2 rRNA genes are annotated in these 3494 nt (G+C 52.9%); both read right to left on the bottom strand.

Features of this window, described 5'->3' with window-relative positions:
* Positions 1 to 58: 58 nt before the first annotated feature.
* Positions 59 to 175, bottom strand: a 5S ribosomal RNA gene (gene rrf / locus CXY76_RS00030).
* A 121-nt stretch (positions 176 to 296) separates the two neighbouring features.
* A 23S ribosomal RNA gene (locus CXY76_RS00025) occupies positions 297 to 3424 on the bottom strand.
* Between the last annotated feature and the right edge of the window lie 70 nt (positions 3425 to 3494).

The following is a 3494-nucleotide window of genomic DNA, read 5'->3' as shown; positions in this document are numbered from 1 at the left end:
GGGGTTAAACGCAGAAAAGCCACCCCGTGGGGTGGCTTTCCTGTTTTTTCTAAGTTAAGTCCGGCGGTGTCCTACTCTCCCACAGGGTCCCCCCTGCAGTACCATCGGCGCAAAGAGTCTTAGCTTCCGGGTTCGGAATGTGACCGGGCGTTTCCCTCTTGCTATAGCCGCCGAAACATCTTTCGATGAATCGAACCTATATTTTTTAGTTATAGAGCCCTCCGTGGAGGGCGTTTGTTCTCGACCGTACATCGAGAACCACATAGTGGACGCATAGCAGCTTATTCAAACTGAGTGTTATCAAATTATCGGCTTATTAGTACCGGTCAGCTCCAAGAGTCTTTAGTCCTCTCTTCCACATCCGGCCTATCAACGCAGTAGTCTAGCTGCGAGCCTCTCCCCCTAGGGGTTGGAAATCTCATCTCGAAGCCGGCTTCCCGCTTAGATGCTTTCAGCGGTTATCCGTTCCGAACGTAGCTAATCAGCGGTGCTCCTGGCGGAACAACTGACACACCAGAGGTTCGTCCATCCCGGTCCTCTCGTACTAGGGATAGATCTTCTCAAATTTCCTGCGCGCGCAGCGGATAGGGACCGAACTGTCTCACGACGTTCTAAACCCAGCTCGCGTACCGCTTTAATGGGCGAACAGCCCAACCCTTGGGACCTACTCCAGCCCCAGGATGCGACGAGCCGACATCGAGGTGCCAAACCATGCCGTCGATATGGACTCTTGGGCAAGATCAGCCTGTTATCCCCGAGGTACCTTTTATCCGTTGAGCGACAGCGCTTCCACAAGCCACTGCCGGATCACTAGTCCCGACTTTCGTCCCTGCTCGACTTGTCAGTCTTACAGTCAAGCTCCCTTGTGCACTTACACTCGACACCTGATTGCCAACCAGGTTGAGGGAACCTTTGGGCGCCTCCGTTACTTTTTAGGAGGCAACCGCCCCAGTTAAACTACCCACCAGGCACTGTCCCTGAACCGGATCACGGTTCGAAGTTAGGTATCCAATATGACCAGAGTGGTATTTCAACGATGACTCCACCTGAACTAGCGTCCAAGCTTCAAAGTCTCCCACCTATCCTACACAAGCCACACCGAACACCAATACCAAGCTGTAGTAAAGGTCACGGGGTCTTTCCGTCCTGCTGCGCGTAACGAGCATCTTTACTCGTAATGCAATTTCGCCGAGTTCGCGGTTGAGACAGCTGGGAAGTCGTTACGCCATTCGTGCAGGTCGGAACTTACCCGACAAGGAATTTCGCTACCTTAGGATGGTTATAGTTACCACCGCCGTTTACTGGGGCTTAAATTCTCAGCTTCGCCTTGCGGCTAACCGTTCCTCTTAACCTTCCAGCACCGGGCAGGCGTCAGTCCGTATACATCGTCTTGCGACTTGGCACGGACCTGTGTTTTTAGTAAACAGTCGCTTCCCACTGGTCTCTGCGGCCTTCGAACGCTCCAGGAGTAAATCCCTTCACGCCTCAGGCCCCCCTTCTCCCGAAGTTACGGGGGCATTTTGCCGAGTTCCTTAACCACGATTCTCTCGATCTCCTTAGTATTCTCTACCTGATCACCTGAGTCGGTTTGGGGTACGGGTGACTAAAACCTCGCGTCGATGCTTTTCTTGGCAGCATAGGATCACTGATTTCGCCCTTACGGGCTACCCATCGGGTCTCAGGCTTAATGAACGACGGATTTGCCTATCGTTCGCCCTACATCCTTAGACCGGGACAACCATCGCCCGGCTCAGCTACCTTCCTGCGTCACACCTGTTAATACGCTAACCGCACCAGCATAGGGTCGCACGCTAGGCCTCACGCTTCACCCCGAAGGGATCCATCTAGAGGATTCAGATGCTTAGCATTACTGGATTAGCTTGGACGGTTTTTCATCAGTACGGGAATATAAACCCGTTGTCCATCGACTACGCCTGTCGGCCTCGCCTTAGGTCCCGACTTACCCAGGGCGGATTAGCCTGGCCCTGGAAACCTTGATCTTTCGGAGGACGGGTTTCTCACCCGTCTTTCGCTACTCATGCCTGCATTCTCACTCGTGTAGCCTCCACGGCTGGTTTACACCGCCGCTTCGCTGGCCACACGACGCTCTCCTACCCATCAACACGGCTGAACCAACACCACAAGGGTGCGGCTTACCAAAAATATCAATGCCACAACTTCGGTGGCGTGCTTGAGCCCCGTTACATTGTCGGCGCGGAATCACTTGACCAGTGAGCTATTACGCACTCTTTCAAGGGTGGCTGCTTCTAAGCCAACCTCCTGGTTGTCTATGCAACTCCACATCCTTTCCCACTTAGCACGCGCTTTGGGACCTTAGATGGTGGTCTGGGTTGTTTCCCTCTCGACGATGAAGCTTATCCCCCACCGTCTCACTGCTGCGCTCTCACTTACCGGCATTCGGAGTTTGGCTAACGTCAGTAACCTTTTAGGGCCCATCGGCTATCCAGTAGCTCTACCTCCGGCAAGAAACACGCAACGCTGCACCTAAATGCATTTCGGAGAGAACCAGCTATCACGAAGTTTGATTGGCCTTTCACCCCTATCCACAGCTCATCCCCTCCATTTTCAACTGAAGTGGGTTCGGTCCTCCACGACGTCTTACCGTCGCTTCAACCTGGCCATGGATAGATCACTTCGCTTCGGGTCTAGGACATGCGACTGAATCGCCCTATTCAGACTCGCTTTCGCTACGCATTCCCCTCTCGGGTTAAGCTCGCCACATATCACTAACTCGCAGGCTCATTCTTCAAAAGGCACGCTGTCACACCAACAAAGGGTGCTCCAACGGTTTGTAAGCAAACGGTTTCAGGTACTATTTCACTCCCCTCCCGGGGTACTTTTCACCTTTCCCTCACGGTACTTGTTCACTATCGGTCATGTAGGAGTATTTAGGCTTATCAGGTGGTCCTGACAGATTCACACGGGATTTCTCGGGCCCCGTGCTACTTGGGATACTCTTCGCGCCATTGGAACATTTCGACTACGGGGTTCGCACCCTCTATGACCAGGCTTTCAATCCTGTTCGTCTATATTCCTTTGTAACGCTCACTGTTCGGCAGAATCAGCAGAAAAGTCCCGCAACCCCGACCATGCAACGCCTGCCGGCTATCACACATGATCGGTTTAGCCTCTTCCGGGTTCGCTCGCCACTACTAACGGAATCACTATTGTTTTCTCTTCCTGTGGGTACTGAGATGTTTCACTTCCCCACGTTCCCTCTACCCGCCCTATATATTCAGGCGGGAGTCACCAGGTCACCTTGCGGGCCTGGCGGGGTTTCCCCATTCGGACATCCTCGGATCACAGTTCGTTTATCAACTCCCCGAGGCTTATCGCAGATTACTACGTCCTTCTTCGGCTCTACATGCCAAGGCATTCACCGTTTGCTCTTAGAAATTTGAAATCACATGAGTTTGAATCGATTAAGTGCCGCGAATAAATTCGCGACCGAAATTGACCAATGATCACACACT

Source organism: Cryobacterium sp. N22, from assembly GCF_002929555.1.
Taxonomy (GTDB): Bacteria; Actinomycetota; Actinomycetes; order Actinomycetales; family Microbacteriaceae; genus Cryobacterium.
Note: the sequence above shows the minus strand (reverse complement) of the source record. Positions and strands in the feature narration are given on the sequence as shown.